12 protein-coding genes are annotated in these 14,444 nt (G+C 39.4%); 1 reads left to right on the plus strand and 11 read right to left on the minus strand.

Features of this window, described 5'->3' with window-relative positions:
- Positions 1-88 precede the first annotated feature (88 nt).
- The 5 genes from BMW39_RS10650 to BMW39_RS10670 form a co-directional block, all read right to left on the minus strand.
- Positions 89-934 carry a helix-turn-helix domain-containing protein gene (locus BMW39_RS10650; RefSeq protein ID WP_034975229.1) on the minus strand — a complete coding sequence of 282 codons (846 nt, stop codon included), beginning with the start codon at positions 932-934 and terminating at the stop codon, positions 89-91.
- A gap of 228 nt (positions 935-1,162) precedes the next feature.
- Positions 1,163-1,855: an AIM24 family protein gene (locus BMW39_RS10655; RefSeq protein ID WP_034975231.1), complete on the minus strand. Its 693-nt coding sequence runs from the start codon at positions 1,853-1,855 to the stop codon at positions 1,163-1,165.
- A 116-nt stretch (positions 1,856-1,971) separates the two neighbouring features.
- Positions 1,972-3,369, minus strand: a complete 1,398-nt coding sequence (locus BMW39_RS10660; protein WP_034975233.1) for an efflux transporter outer membrane subunit — start codon at positions 3,367-3,369, stop codon at positions 1,972-1,974.
- A gap of 65 nt (positions 3,370-3,434) precedes the next feature.
- Positions 3,435-6,581: an efflux RND transporter permease subunit gene (locus tag BMW39_RS10665; protein WP_034975235.1), complete on the minus strand. Its 3,147-nt coding sequence runs from the start codon at positions 6,579-6,581 to the stop codon at positions 3,435-3,437.
- Between the two features lie 99 nt (positions 6,582-6,680).
- A complete protein-coding gene (locus BMW39_RS10670) occupies positions 6,681-7,829 on the minus strand; it encodes an efflux RND transporter periplasmic adaptor subunit (protein ID WP_051879909.1) in 1,149 nt (382 codons plus the stop codon).
- Positions 7,830-8,340: 511 nt separating this feature from the next.
- Here BMW39_RS10670 and BMW39_RS10675 point away from each other — a divergent pair.
- On the plus strand, positions 8,341-8,898 hold the full coding sequence (locus BMW39_RS10675; protein ID WP_131474317.1) for a hypothetical protein: 558 nt from the start codon (positions 8,341-8,343) through the stop codon (positions 8,896-8,898).
- Positions 8,899-8,916: 18 nt separating this feature from the next.
- On the opposite strand, the gene BMW39_RS10680 is transcribed toward BMW39_RS10675, so the two are convergent.
- From BMW39_RS10680 to BMW39_RS10705, 6 genes are all read right to left on the minus strand, one after another.
- Positions 8,917-9,681, minus strand: a complete 765-nt coding sequence (locus BMW39_RS10680; RefSeq protein ID WP_034975239.1) for a class I SAM-dependent methyltransferase — start codon at positions 9,679-9,681, stop codon at positions 8,917-8,919.
- Position 9,682: 1 nt separating this feature from the next.
- A complete protein-coding gene (locus BMW39_RS10685) occupies positions 9,683-10,345 on the minus strand; it encodes an NAD-dependent epimerase/dehydratase family protein (RefSeq protein WP_034975241.1) in 663 nt (220 codons plus the stop codon).
- Positions 10,346-10,356: 11 nt separating this feature from the next.
- A complete protein-coding gene (gene map / locus BMW39_RS10690) occupies positions 10,357-11,166 on the minus strand; it encodes a type I methionyl aminopeptidase (protein ID WP_034975243.1) in 810 nt (269 codons plus the stop codon).
- An 87-nt stretch (positions 11,167-11,253) separates the two neighbouring features.
- A complete protein-coding gene (locus BMW39_RS10695; protein ID WP_034976119.1) occupies positions 11,254-11,685 on the minus strand; it encodes a BT0820 family HAD-type phosphatase in 432 nt (143 codons plus the stop codon).
- Between the two features lie 162 nt (positions 11,686-11,847).
- The gene (locus BMW39_RS10700) at positions 11,848-12,825 is read right to left on the minus strand and encodes an acyl-ACP desaturase (RefSeq protein ID WP_034975245.1); all 978 of its coding nucleotides are present in this window, start codon (positions 12,823-12,825) and stop codon (positions 11,848-11,850) included.
- A gap of 206 nt (positions 12,826-13,031) precedes the next feature.
- Positions 13,032-14,399, minus strand: coding sequence for a T9SS type A sorting domain-containing protein (locus tag BMW39_RS10705; protein ID WP_034975247.1), 1,368 nt, complete (start codon positions 14,397-14,399; stop codon positions 13,032-13,034).
- Between the last annotated feature and the right edge of the window lie 45 nt (positions 14,400-14,444).

The following is a 14,444-nucleotide window of genomic DNA, read 5'->3' on the forward strand; positions in this document are numbered from 1 at the left end:
TTTACCTTGTTTAACGAAGCAAAGTTACGACGGATGCAATCTCAAACAAATGTTTGAGATTTGGAAAAAGATGTTCAAATGTAGTATTCTAACTTTCGAACTGATTTCGGTACTGTGAAGGACTTACTTCTAAATGTTTTTTAAAAAAGTGGGAAAATGAATACTGGTCGCTGAAACCAAGGATGGTAGAAATCTCTGAAACAGGCTTATTAGAAGAGTTCAATAACACTTTTGCTTCATTGATTACAATTAAAGCAATAATCTGACTCGCCGACTTTCCTGTAATAGTTTTTACCACTGACGAAAGATGTCTGGTTGTAATCGACTGTCGTTCGGCGTAGAACTCTACCGTTCTGTCATTATGATGATGAGAAGCCAAATCATTGAGAAAAACGAAAACAATTTCCTCCTGTCTCGACATCTGATTCATTGAGTTGCTGTCCTCACTGGATATAATTCCTGCCATTTGGTAACAGAAAACCGAGAAAAGGTGCTCCACCATTTCCTTTTTATATGTCATCTCTGTCTGAGAATCGAGAATATATTTTAAAAAATTGACACTTTTCCAAACTACATCCATATCATCCTGATGAAAAGGAACGCCCACATTCATCTGCTGACGGAAATATCGGTACGTTATTAACCGATTAAATTTCAAAGACAAAGCCGAAATAAATTCCCGTTTGTAAGAAACCATCCTCGACTGAAAATCGTCGCTTACAGAAATGAGTTCGTAAACGGTCTGCGGGTCGGTCACCATAAACATATTAGCCGACAGTTCGAGGTCGCTGAAATGCTGTCGCAGTTTGATAGAACCGCTTCTGATAAAGATAAAAGCAGGATTATCGGGACGGAAAGGTTTGTCGGCGGAGATTCTTTCAAAGATATTGTGTTGCGTAAAAATCTCAACCCCGAATTTTTCTAAAGCAGACATAGGGCAAATTTAACGATTCTAATTTTTAAAAGAAATTAGAGATTAGATTTTAGAAATTAGAGAATTCATTTGTTTTAATAAGAAAAGTCAAACAAAAAACCTCAGAGAAAATTCCCTGAGGTTGTAGTCATTCATAGCCCCGATAGTAACGGTTACCCCACAGCAAACCTTGGGAAAAGCTTTGGCGCGAGGAGTAATAGTGGATAGCGGGATTAAGCTCCTAAAAATTTATTTTGTTACGATGTAAACTTCCTCGTATGGCTGAATCAACACCCAACCGTTGCCGGAAAATTTCATTTGGAATTCTTCGCCACTTCCTCTGCCGATGAGGCTTTTGAGGGAAACGTTGGTTTTAAGTTCTGGTGTCAGGTTTCCGGACCACGCGACTGTTGCGTTTGGGTCTGTGAAAACTGGCGCATCTGGCGTTACCAAAAGCGTCAATGGATGGCCGTGCGTGGTGATGGCGATGTGGCCGGTTCCCGTAAGTTTCACTTGGAAAAGTCCGCCTGCCATTACACCTGCAATGCTTTTCAGCATTTTGATGTCGCTTTTGATGCTTTGGTCGTGCGCCAAAACGTCGTTTCCGTTGACGGAGATGGATTCATTTTCTAGGTAAAGGATTCTCACTTTTTTGCCGTTGTCTGCAACGTACAATCTGCCGGTTCCTTCGGCTTTCATCAGTTTTGTGCCTTCGCCCGAAATTGCTTTTTTGAGAAGGTTGCCCAGTCCGCCGGAAAGCATTCCTTGTCTTTCGAAATTGACGTTTCCAACGTAGCCGACCATACTTCCGGCCTTGGTCCAAACCGCCTGATTGTTTAGGTTGATTTCCAAAAGTTCTGGTTTCTCCAGCTCGAAATAGTCTTTTTCCTGTGAATTTTCTTTGGTCTCGTTGACGAAAGCTTCGATTGAAAATTTGCTCATACTTTATTTTTTTTGGTCTTACCAAACTACTGATTTTTTTGATAGGATTGATATTAAATAAAGAAAAACCCAACAAAACTGTCAGGTTTTAAATATAATAGGTAAAAATTTGGTCTCTAAAATTGTCCGCCACCAAGCGCTCTGTAGAATTCGGTAACGGCTTGCAATTGTTGTAATTTGTCATTCACGCCGGAAAGTCTTGCTTGTAATAAGGATTGCTCGGACGTCAACACATTCACGTAATTGGTATTGGATGAGTAGGTTAATAACTCCTTGTTGTATTCCAACGCTTTTTCCAAAGACTGGATTTGAAGTTGTCTTGTGGTTTCTTTTTCTTTTGCTTTTTGATAAGACAGTAATGAGTTTGAAACTTCGGAACCAGCCGTTAACAAGGTCTTTTCAAATGTATAATAGGCCTGCATTTTTCGGGCTTCCATTATTCTGACCTGGGCTTTTCTGGTTCCCATTTGGAAGATATTCTGCGTTACCGTTCCTCCAAGCGTGTAGAACAAAGAATTGGTGAAAAAACTTTCCAAGGTTCTGGATGACAAGCCCAAAGTTCCTGTGATGCTGATGGTAGGATAAACCTGTGCCATTGCCATATTTTTGTTTTCGAAAGCTTGTCGGAAGGTCAATTCTGCAGCTTGAACATCGGGACGGTTTTTCAGTAATGATGCCGGAACGCCGGTTTTCAAATCGGTGTAAACGACTTGGGAATCGATGGAATTTCTCTCGATGGATTGCGGATTGTCATTCATCAAAATAGTCAAGGCATTTTCTGTCTGCTGGATTTGCAATTCCAAATCCGGAACGGTCAACTGCGCTGAATAAAGATTGGCCTTGCTCTGCTCCACGTCTGCTCCAGTCAAATAAGCGGCGTCCATCAAAAGCTCGACAGTTTCCACATCTTTTTTACGGAGTTCGATGGTTTGTTTTGTGATTTCCAATTGTTTATCCAAAGAAATCAATTGATAATACAAACTGGCGGCCTGAGCAACCATTTGTGTCTGGACAGCACGTTTCGCTGCGTCGGTCTGAAGAAATCCTGCGTACGCTGAGTTTTTAAGCGCTTTGATTCTTCCCCAAACATCTATTTCCCAACCAGTGGAAATCCCCAATCTGTAAACCAACAAATCAGGCATTACAAAATTACCACCTTGCGCTGCGCCACTATTTTTAGTTTCCGTGATAGAAGCAATACCATCTACACTTGGAAGATTTTGAAGTTTGGATTGTTTAAAAACTGCGCTGGCTTCCTGAATCCTGGTCACGGCTATTTTTAAATCCAGATTGTTCTGAATGGTTTTATTGATAATCCCTTGAAGTTTTTCATCGGTGAAAATCTGCTTCCACTGCACATTTGCGACAGACGTGCTGTCGTTGTTGGTTTTTTGTCGGAAGAGATTGTCTTTTCGGCTTTGCTCGACCTCTGGAGTTTTATAAGTATCTGTGACTTTACAAGAGTAAAAGAAACCAGCGACACCTGCTAATATGATTAGATTTTTTAAATTCATCTGTTAGATTTAATTTTAAAGAGGTCATATGGAACGCTATGCGTTTCATTGTTCTCAACTTTTGGTTATTCGCTTAGTTCGCCTTCGTATTTATCAGACACTTTTTTGCTGCTCACTTTCTCTTGCAAATACATAAAGATTGCAAACAAAATCGGAATAAAAAATACCCCGAATATAGTTCCGAAAAGCATTCCTCCAATCGCTCCAATTCCGATGGATTGGTTACCTACCGCTCCTGCTCCAGTTGAAATCGCCAATGGAATCAAACCGAAAATGAACGCGAATGAGGTCATCAAAATCGGACGAAGCCTTTGTTTAGCGCCACTGATTGCTGCGTGTGCAATGGTATAACCTTTTTTCCTTGCATCTAGGGCAAATTCTACAATTAGAATCGCATTTTTCGCCAAGAGTCCGATTAGCATTATTAATGAAATCTGCGTGTAGATATTATTAGAACCACCAATCCAGCTGCTGAACATCATTACACCAGCCAAACCAACCGGCAATGACAGCATTACCGCAAAAGGTAAAATATAACTCTCGTACTGCGCTGCCAAAAGGAAATAAACGAATACACAACACAAGATGAAGATGTAAACCGTTTGTCCTCCCGCGGTAACTTCCTCTCTCGTCAATCCAGAAAACTCGAAGCCGTAACCTTGAGGTAAAGTTTCCTTCGCCACTCTTTCTACGGTGTTGATTGCGTCTCCAGAAGAGAAACCAGGATTTGGTGTTCCGTTCAGAGAGATTGCTGTAAATAGATTGAATCGGCCGATTGCCTGCGGTCCGTAAACTCTTTTTGCTGTGATGAATCTGCTCAAAGGAGCCATTTCGCCATTTGCATTTCGAACCTGAATCATATTGAAACTTTCCAGATTTTCTCGGTCTTCGAAAGGCGCTTGATAAATCACACGATATTGTTTACCGAAAAGATTGACATTGGAAGCGTAAACACCACCGTAATAACCTTGCATTGTCGTCAAGATATCATTAACAGAGAATCCTGCGGCTTTCGTTGCGGCAATATCAATATCAATCATATATTGCGGATAGTTCGGATTGAAAGATGTGAACGTTCTTTGAATGTCCGGTTGCTGATTCATTTTATCGATGAAATCATTGGTCACTTTGGTCAAGTCGGCGATGCTTCCACCTTTCTGGTCCTGAATCTGCATTTCGAAACCGGCGGCATTACCAAAACCTTGCAAAGTTGGTCTTCCGAAGAAGGTCATTTTTGCATCCTTGATTCCTGCAGTTTCTTTGTACATTCTCGCAACGAAAGATTGAAGGTCGGTGCCTTTATCGGTTCTGTCTTTCCAGTCTTTTAGTTTTACGATGAGCATTCCGTTGTTGGAACCACTTCCACTTATCATTCCACGACCAGAAACTTTAAAGATGTGAAGCACTTCCGGTTGTTTTTTGACGATGTTTTCCACCTTTTGCATCACTTCCTTCGTCCTGTTTTCATTAGAACCGATTGGAAGCGAGATATCCATAAAAATCCCACCCATATCTTCACTTGGAACGAAGGATTTCGGTGTCGTATTCATTAACCAAACGAAGATTCCAGCGAAAACCGCGAGACCTGCGAAAGCAATCCATTTTTTCTTTAATAAAAATAAAATCCCTCTCGTATATTTCTTGACCATCGCATCAAAAATGATGTTGAAATTGGTAAAGAATCTTTCGAGGAAATTCTTTTTTTTCTCTTCGTGAGAATGAGGCTTAAGGAAAATCGCACATAGAGCCGGACTTAATGTCAATGCATTTACGGCTGATAAGATAATCGAAATCGCCAAGGTCAATCCAAACTGTTTGTAGAAAACCCCGGCCGAACCAGAGATAAAACTCACCGGAATGAAAACCGCCGCCATTACCAACGTAATACTGATAATCGCACCACTGATCTCGTCCATCGCAGTTACCGAAGCTCGAAGTGGTGATTTTTCGCCGTTTTCAAGTTTACTGTGAACGGCTTCTACGACCACAATCGCATCATCGACCACAATACCTACCGCCAAAATCAAGGCGAATAGCGTCAATAGATTAATGGTAAATCCGAAAATACTTAAAAAGAAAAACGTTCCCACAATCGCCACCGGAACCGAAATCGCCGGAATCAAAGTCGAACGCCAATCCTGAAGGAAAAGGAAAACCACGATGAATACAAGGATAAACGCTTCAAACAATGTGTGAATTACCTTTTCAATGGACGCATCCAAAAAGTCGTTGGCGTTGACTAGTGCAACATATTTCACACCTTTCGGAAAAGATTCCTGTGCTTTATCAAGAACCGCAATCGATTGGTCGATCACTTCCTGCGCATTGGAACCCGCCGTCTGCGCCACTGCCATACCGATGGAAGGACTTCCGTCTGTAAAACTGCTTCCTGTATAATCCTGCGCACCGAGTTCTACTCTGGCAACGTCTTTTAACTTTAAAGTTTGTCCGTTCTCAGTCGCTTTGATGATGATATTGTCAAATTCTGGAAGTTCGGTCAATCTACCTTTATATTTCAAGGTGTATCGGAAACTCTGGTCACTTTCGTCACCTAAACTTCCCGGCGCGGCCTCGATATTCTGTTCAGCCAAAAGTGTGCTGATATCGGAAGGAACCAAGCCATAGGAAGCCATCTTGTTTGGGTCCAGCCAAATTCTTATCGAATAATCCTTGGAGCCGAAAACCGTCACATCACCAACACCCGTTACCCTTTTGATCTGTGGAACGATGTTGATATTGGTGTAATTTTGAAGGAAGGTCATATCGTAATTCGGGTTCTCACTATAAAGCGAGAAGATCAAAACGTTGGAACTTTGTCTCTTCAAAACCGTAACTCCCGCTTGCGTCACCTCTCTTGGTAAAAGTGAGTTGGCTCTGGAAACCCTGTTCTGAACGTTTACCGCCGCGATATCTGGGTCAACACCCTGCTTGAAATAAACTGTCACCGAACCAGAACCGTCATTGGTGGCGGAAGAGGTCATATACGTCATTCCCTCTACCCCATTGATCTGCTCTTCCAGCGGAACAATAACACTTTTGAGAATAACATCGGCGTTTGCACCTTGGTAACTTGTATTCACCACGACCGTTGGCGGTGCAATATCTGGATATTGGGAAACCGGTAAGGTCACAATCCCCAAAACACCGAGAATCACGATGATAATGGAAATTACGGTGGATAATACCGGACGTTCTATAAATTTTTTAAACATATTTTTTAGACTAAAAGAAAAAAGAGGAAAGATAAAAGACTTCCAAAATTAAAAGCTTTCAAATTCTCACTTTAGACATTGATGAAATAATTTGAAAGGCTACTTTCTCGCGATCACGTTTTGAAGCGTCGTTTCCTTTGGGACAACCACGGTTTCATCTTTCAGAAGACCAATGCCTTCTACCACGATCTTATCACCTTGTTTCAATCCTGAAGTCACGGCGTAAGTCATTCCGTCTGGAAGATCTTCAACTTTGATCTCGGTAGATTTCACTTTGTTATCAGCGCCGATCAGATAAACCAAAACTTTACCTTGAAGTTCGTACGTCGCTGCTTGTGGAATGATGATGACATTCTCCATATTGTTCGGCAATTGAACCGTTGCACTGTAACCACTTCGGATCAACCCTTTTGGATTTGGGAAAGTGGCACGCATTGAGAACGAACCTGTGTTCGGGTCTACCAATCCGCTGATGGATTCTATTTTACCTTTTTCGTCGTATTTGCTTCCATCGGAAAGAAGCAATTCTACCAATGGAGAATTTTTCAATTTTTCCTTAATTGTCGCACCTTCTGCGTGTTTGAAGAATTCCAGCTGTTGTTTTTCATTAATTGAAAAATAAGCGAATATTTTTGAAACATTCGAAACCGTAGTTAAAGGTTGTGCTGTAGCTGTGCTGATGTAACTTCCAGCCTTGTACGGTAAAGTCCCAACCACACCACTCACAGGACTGTAAAGTTTCGTGTAACCTGCATTCACTTGAGCGTTAGTCAATTGAGCCTGAGTCTCTGCCAATGAGGCTTTCGCAGATTTGAGCGCCAATTCTGCAGACTGTAGTTCGTAAGCGGAGATGATCTTTTTGTCAACCAAAGGTTTGGTCTTAGTGACTTGCATTTGTGCGGTCGCAACTGCTGCTCTTGCGCTGTTTACTGTTGCCTGTGCTGCTAAAACTGATTGTTCGTACTGAGGATTTCTAATGAGAAAAAGCAATTGTCCTTTGCTGACCTGGCTGCCTTCATCGACGTAGATCTTTTCTACGAAACCGTCTATTTTCGGACGGATCTCTACATTTTCAATCCCTTCCAGTCTGGCAGGATATTGTGTCAAATTTTCAGCGGGACCACTTTTTGCAACGATATATTGATATGGTTGAGGCGGTAATTCTTTTTTCTCGTCTTTGTTCTCTGACTTGGAACATGATGTCAAAAGACCTAAAACAACAAAAAAGCTAAGCGCGATATTCCTCATAAATACTAATTTTTTAGATGTGTTTTCAAACAAACGTTCAAATTTATTGATTAAATATAAAATACACATTATGTATCCAATAATAAAATCTATCAAATATAATCAAGAAAAACTATTATTACTGAAATCCAATCAGTTAAAAAAATATTTTAATGAATATTTAACATAATACAATCAAACAAATGTTTGAAACACTTTTGTCGATTTGATTTAAATGGTAAAGAAAAACAACTTTGGTTTGCTTCAAAAATGATCTCAAACGTGCATCACAAATTTGGTACTTTTAATTACAACAAAAATATGTTCTAATTTTCACAAGCAACTTACCTGAATTACAGACTGGATTACCAATTCTACTGATTAGTTTTTACTAAAAATAGATTGCAAAGTAAGTGAATTGGTGGAGTCGAAATTTATTTTGATATTTGATACCATAAAGATTTATGATAACTTTGACATAGTAAGAAAAGTAATTTTCGTAATTTGACTAAACAGAAAATCTATGGCAGGAATGAATAAGAAAAATAAATATTTACCAATCTTCTACACGCTCAATTCCTTCTACCTTTCCTTCCTTTACTTCAGGTTATTCTGGACCTCTGATGGAGAGGAAACGCCGGAATTATTGATCTACAAGTATATGTTGTACTCGGTATTTTTGGTTTATCCGCTTTTTATTTTTTCCATTCTAATTTTCTCGAAAAGCTTCAAAGGCGGAATGTTTCTGAAATTTCTAATCTTTGGTCTGGTCTCTTTGGGTGCAATCGGCTACTTCTACACATTTGATCTTTTCCAGCAAGAAGAATTGACCTGTGGCTATCTTGTGATGTTGATACAATGTCTGATCCAATCTCAAACGGTGAAAGATGAGGAAATGGTTGCCAGAGTTGCAGGCGTTTATGCGGGAAAATTGCTCTTGTGGTTTTTCATCCTTCTGTTGTCCATGCTCTACCTCATCAACTCAGATAAAGATATTTTGATGAATATGATGTTTGGCGGAATCTATTATCTATGCGTCGGGATCTTCGATTATTGGGTCAACCGTTCGACGTTTCTGACAGAGAAGTAATTAAAGTGAAAACAGTGACTATTTCCTTACGACAGGAAGAATCTCATTTTTGTTAAGACCAAATCTCTTGATCTCCGCGTCCGAGTATTTTTGAGAATAGAAATTAGCATCAGCTTCAAAACCAACACTTTTCAATCGATCGAAATAATCCATTCCATACCAACGCACGTGATCGTACTGCCCAAAGTGCTTTTGACGTTCCTTAGGATCTGTAATTGTGAAATCTTCGTAAGTTGTTTCGAGCGAATTTTTCATCGGAACTTGCACGATTCCCCAGCCTTTTGGTTTCATCACTCGGTAAAGTTCGGACATTGCTTTTCTATCATCAATAATATGTTCCAAAACGTGGTTGCAGATGATGACATCATAAGTATTATCTTCAAAAGGCAAATCCAAAATATCCGCTTTCACATCCACAATTGGCGAGAAAAGATCGGCCGAAGTGTAATCCAGATTTTTCATTTTTTTGAATTTTCTCAAAAATTCCTGCTCTGGTGCAATGTGAAGAACCTTTAATTTCGCTGTAAAAAAATCAGTTTCGTTTTGAAGATAAAGCCACATTTGGCGGTGTCTTTCTAATGACAAAGTTCCTGGCGAAAGCGCATTCGCACGTTGTTTTCCGTAGCCGTACGGTAAAAATTTGCGGTAAGATTTACCATCGATCGGATCGGTGAAATTATCACCTTTGAAAAAGAGAACAATCAACGGACGCAAAAAAATGCTTAAGTTAATAAGCATTGGTCTTGGGATTTTGTTCAGTAAAAACTTGGTGAATTTTTTCAATTTATTTTTTCGATAACGATTTAATATCAGCTACTTCCAGAATATTTTTATAATAGCCTTTTGTAACACTGTTCACCATTGCTCGTCCAACTTCATCGAGTGTACAAACGGATTTTGGTAAGATTAATTTGAAAATCGGAGTCAGCAGCAACAAGATCTTGAAAAATGGTTTGATATTTTTCTGTCCTTTTACAGGCTCCATAAAACCGGGACGAAAATTATAGACCGCTTTGAAAGGTAATTTCAACAAGTCATTTTCAGTTTTCCCTTTTACTCTAGCCCACATTATTTTTCCGTTTTCGGAACTGTCGGTGCTTTGTCCAGAAATATAATTGAAAACCAGGTCTGGATTTTGCTTGGAAAGAAATTCGGCAACAGATAATGTCATGTCGTAAGTCACTTTCGTGTAATCTGCTTCGTTCATTCCAACAGAACTTATACCAGCACAGAAAAAACACGCGTCAAAATCTTTTACCTTCTCAATTATTGAATTTAAATCAAAGAAATCTTTAATTAGAATCTCTTCCAATTTTGGATCAGAAATCGAATAGGATTTTCTGTTGAGAATCAATACTTTTTCTACATCCGAATTTTGAAGACATTCCAAAAGAACACCTTCGCCAACCATTCCTGTAGATCCGGTAATTATAACTTTGATTCCCATATATTTTGAAATTAAAAATCCAGCTGAAACGCTTTTTCCTCATCCGATTTAATTCCCAAAGCTTCGTAGATGTAATCGTAAGTGGAAAGCAAAACCGGTTTTCCGTTGATGATGCAAACGTCGTGTTCGAAATGTGCAGATGTTTTGTTGTCCAAAGTCGTCACTGTCCAACCGTCATTGTGAAACTTCACTTTCTCGGTTCCAAGATTGATCATGGGTTCGATAGCAAGTGCAATTCCGTCTTTAAGAACTTTTCCACTTCCAGGTTTTCCGTAGTTTGGAACCTGAGGATCTTCATGCATTTTTCTACCAACGCCGTGACCGACCAATTCACGGACCACGCCGTAGCCTTCTTTCTCACAATGTTTTTGGATCGCGTTGGAAATATCACCAACACGTTTTCCTCTCACACATTGTTCTATGCCTTTGTACAAAGATTCTTTCGCAACTTTTAACAATTTTTTGTCTTCAGCAGAAACTTCCCCGACTTCAAAAGTGTAAGCATGATCGCCCACAAATCCGTTCCAGAAAACGCCGCAATCTACAGACAAAATCGTCCCTTCTTTTACTGGTTCTGTGTTTGGAATGCCGTGAACAACTTGGTCATTCGGAGAAATGCAAAGCGAGGCAGGAAATCCGCCATAACCTAAAAATGCTGGTTCTGCACCGTGATCTTTGATAAAATCGTAAGCTAATTTGTCAAGATGTAAAGTTGTAACGCCCGGCTTTATTTCCTTGGCCAACATTCCCAAAGTCTGGGAAACCAATCTTGCACTTTGCTTCATCAACCGAAGCTCCTCTATTGTTTTGAGTTGAATCATTGTTCTTTAATATACCAATGTATGAATGTAATAGTGTAACAATTTTCCATTGGTAGATTGTTACATTATTAAATTGTTAGATTTATTTTACCAAAAAAGACCTTTCTTCTTTTCTTTTTTCATTTTTGAGTAAGCAAAGACTTCGCCTCCAGCTACTTGAAACTCAATTTTCTCATTGATGATCTGGTAGATCTCGCCCCAACCTGGGAATCCGCCAAGATTTCTATCGTCTATGAAAAGGTCGGCGTCCAATTTTCTGGATTGTGTTTCGTGGTCGAAAACTTCACCTTCGAAACTTGAGTTCACTGCGTAAAATTCCAAGCCGTTCTTTCTGCAGAATTCTACAGCATCTTCTAAAGATTTACCGTGTCTGTACGTCCAAAGAATCAGTCTATAACCTTCACCTTGAAGTTTTTTCAGGGTTTCGAATGCAAAGGTTTTTGTTTTGCCAATTCCCGGATAAGCGTCGTCCACTATGGTTCCGTCAAAATCGATTGCTAATTTTTTATTACTTTTTATCATCGTTATTATTAAAAAAAATAAGTCTGCAAATATACGAATTATATAAATTCCTTTTGAAGATAGAAACTAAGATATTAAACCAAACAAAATACATCGATTGTAATCTTAGTATTATTGCTCATCATTCATGAAAAATGCGCTGAGACAGCGCATTCTATTTTAACTTTTCACCCATTTGAAACTGTAAGGCAGTTCCGGTGTTTTGATCCTGTCTGAGATCCTTTGCAATCTGTCTGGCAGTTTCATCAGATAATCTCTCGCTCTTTCTGCTTGGTCATTCAGGTTTTTCATTTGGTCGATTTTCCATTCATCCAAAAGATCAGATAGAATATTGATATAATCTTGCGCTGTGTAAACCATAGCTCTCTGAGCAGCATCGGAAAAATGTTCCCAAAGTTCGCCGGCTTTTTGACCAGATTCCCTGAGCAGATGTGCTGGCATCACGATTTTCCTTTTCATCATATCTTCGAAGGCGAGCATCATTCCGCTGGCGTCCATCTCGAAAATCCTTGATGAGAAATCCTTGTAAGCCTTGGCGTGTCTAGCTTCATCTGCTGCGATGACGCCACACATTTGTGCTAATTTTTTATTTCCGGACTGCTTTGCCAAAGTCCCTACTCTTCTGTGCGAAATATTGGTTGCGGTTTCCTGAAAACTGGTGTAAACGAAATTTTTATAAGGGTCTGAACTGGTTCCGATGTCGAAACCATCGCTGATGAGATGTTGTGTTGTGATCTCCATCTCGCGCATATTCACGCGACCGCAGAGGTAAAGATATTTTCCGAGAAGGTCGCCGTGACGGTTTTCTTCTGCGGTCCAGGCTCTGATCCATTTGGTCCAGCCTGTATTTTTTTCTTGATTTACGCCATCGAGGTTCATCAACCAAGATTCATAAGTTGGTAATGCTTCTTCTGTGATGCAATCGCCTATCAATGTTACGAAAAGATCATAAGGCATTTCTCTGGCAAACGTTTGCAGTTCCTCGATTTCATCTTTGAAATTATCGCTGGAACTGTCCGGAAGGAAATCCGAAGGTTGCCATATTTTCTCGATCGGTGTAAGATATGACGCGATGAACTCGTCCATATTCTTTTCCATCGATCTCATTACCTCTATCTGTAACTCTTTTTCGTGCATTAAATTGAATCTTATTTTATGGTTTCAAATATAGCAAAATCATACCAATGCCTATTGATCTACCGAAGTTTGTGATACTTTAAGAAATTAATTAGAAGGTGAAAATAACTTTAAATTTATAAATAATTTTAAAAAATTACAACTAATAATATAAATAAAAACCAGCAAAAATGCTGGTTTTTATTAAAAGATTATGTGTAAACAAATTATTGTTTTATAATCTTTACGGACTCTGTTTTACCGTTTTTAAGCATCACTTTACCAATATAATTACCTGAAGTAAGATTTGATACATTAATTTTATTGTTACTAACCGTAGCATCTTTCACTAGCTGCCCTGCGGTGTTGTAAATCAGAATTCTTTCTGCTTCTTGGTTGGAAACGATTGTCATTTCATTCTTCACAGGATTTGGATAGAAACTGAAATTGTTTTTATTGAAATCATTTACTGCCAAGCTAGATTTGGAATATCCAATCGCCTGAAAAACATAATTATATCCATCATTGATCTCCCAAGATTCTCCGTCGTCATAAGAAGTGTAAGAATATCCGCCGATGCCATCTTGAGACGTGGCTTCCCACTGCAGATAATCCGTGAAAGGAACCTGCTTTGCCTTAACCTCAACAAAATATTTTCCTTGGGTCAATTCCACAGCCTGAGGCAATTCGAAATCCAGATCCACAGCAACCACTTCCAATGGATATCCTGGAACTGGCCAATAACCGAAATAATTCTCAGTCTTCGGACCAATATTATCAAAAGAAAACAAAATTTCTCCTGGCGCATCCTCTACAGAAGAACGGATGTTAATTGTCGCATTCTCAATATTTCCTAATTGTAATGTTGAAATTTTAAAGTTTGTAAGCGTAAACTTTGTATTGTCGGGAACAATGATATCATCTGCCAGTGATCTTCCCGGCATGCTGGCTCCGACTTCATGCGCTTCGGAAACATTGCCTTGACTGATTGCTGTGCCATAATCGGGTTGAGTTTCGCCAGTGGAAGTACAAATACCTGAAACCTGGAAAACATGATCATAATAAGAATAACCGCCAAACCAATCGTCGGAATCAAATTTCGAATAGCCAAATCTGCCTAACTTGGTAGTTTCCTGATTATTGATTTCCCAGCTTGCAGAAGTAGCATCTCCAGGCTTCGCTTTTACGGACAGGTAATATTTTCCTTTCGGCAGATCGAATGTTGAAGGAAGATTCACACTGATCTCATACGCTGAATTATTTTCCAATGTATATTTGAAAGTTTGAGAAGCGGGAACCACATTTTCAAATGACTTGATGAGATCTCCGGGCCTGCCAGCATTGTCTTTATAAAAATAAAGATTGACATAAGTGAGATCGGCCGAACCTTTCAGCGCATTAAACTTCACATTATTCACAGTGAGGATCTTCCCAAACTCCACATCAAAATCTGAAGCAGATGTATATTCGTAGTTTCCGCCTGTGGTAATATTTTCGCCATTTCCAGTAGTGTCAGATGAAACACCATAAACGCAGTTTTGAGAAAATGACATCACACCGGACAGCATCATCAAAAAAATCAAATTTTTCTTCATAAAACAGATATTATAATTATTAGATGCTAAACTAGTTTACATTAT

Source organism: Epilithonimonas lactis (genome assembly GCF_900110605.1).
GTDB lineage: Bacteria > Bacteroidota > Bacteroidia > Flavobacteriales > Weeksellaceae > Epilithonimonas > Epilithonimonas lactis.

Coding starts and splice junctions, on each gene's coding strand:
- BMW39_RS10650 (WP_034975229.1), bottom strand. CDS start 934: ATGTCTGCTTTAGAAAAATTCGGGGTTGAGATTTTTACGCAACACAAT.
- BMW39_RS10655 (WP_034975231.1), bottom strand. CDS start 1,855: ATGAGCAAATTTTCAATCGAAGCTTTCGTCAACGAGACCAAAGAAAAT.
- BMW39_RS10660 (WP_034975233.1), bottom strand. CDS start 3,369: ATGAATTTAAAAAATCTAATCATATTAGCAGGTGTCGCTGGTTTCTTT.
- BMW39_RS10665 (WP_034975235.1), bottom strand. CDS start 6,581: ATGTTTAAAAAATTTATAGAACGTCCGGTATTATCCACCGTAATTTCC.
- BMW39_RS10670 (WP_051879909.1), bottom strand. CDS start 7,829: ATGAGGAATATCGCGCTTAGCTTTTTTGTTGTTTTAGGTCTTTTGACA.
- BMW39_RS10675 (WP_131474317.1), top strand. CDS start 8,341: ATGAATAAGAAAAATAAATATTTACCAATCTTCTACACGCTCAATTCC.
- BMW39_RS10685 (WP_034975241.1), bottom strand. CDS start 10,345: ATGGGAATCAAAGTTATAATTACCGGATCTACAGGAATGGTTGGCGAA.
- map (WP_034975243.1), bottom strand. CDS start 11,166: ATGATTCAACTCAAAACAATAGAGGAGCTTCGGTTGATGAAGCAAAGT.
- BMW39_RS10700 (WP_034975245.1), bottom strand. CDS start 12,825: ATGCACGAAAAAGAGTTACAGATAGAGGTAATGAGATCGATGGAAAAG.
- BMW39_RS10705 (WP_034975247.1), bottom strand. CDS start 14,399: ATGAAGAAAAATTTGATTTTTTTGATGATGCTGTCCGGTGTGATGTCA.